The sequence below is a fragment of the Oceanivirga salmonicida genome (genome assembly GCF_001517915.1).
Classification (GTDB): domain Bacteria; phylum Fusobacteriota; class Fusobacteriia; order Fusobacteriales; family Leptotrichiaceae; genus Oceanivirga; species Oceanivirga salmonicida.
The window spans coordinates 1-236 of the sequence record NZ_LOQI01000236.1 but is presented as its reverse complement, the minus strand read 5'-3'; the positions used below and the strand labels follow the sequence as shown (position 1 = coordinate 236).

The 236-nt window shown below is 26.7% G+C and carries 1 protein-coding gene; it reads right to left on the bottom strand.

Features of this window, described 5'->3' with window-relative positions; translation table 11 throughout:
- Positions 1-221: ribonucleotide reductase barrel domain-containing protein (locus AWT72_RS09095; protein WP_503465679.1), on the bottom strand; the 221-nt coding region annotated here is incomplete at its 3' end.
- Positions 222-236: the final 15 nt, after the last annotated feature.

Sequence of the window (236 nt, the reverse complement as noted above, 5' to 3'; positions counted from 1 at the left end):
GATAAATCTTCTTTATATGTACTTGCTGTATTAACTTGTACTATTTCAGAACATAAATTAGACATAACAATTCTACCAGCCTTAGTGTGTGGATTATTCTTATTTACCGTATCATCAAATAATATGTATGGGTAGCCTGATTCAAAATGTAATTCTGCTATTGTTTGAAATAATTTTCTTGCATTTATGTATGTTTTTCCTATTTTATCATTATTTAACATGTTGGAAAAGATGTT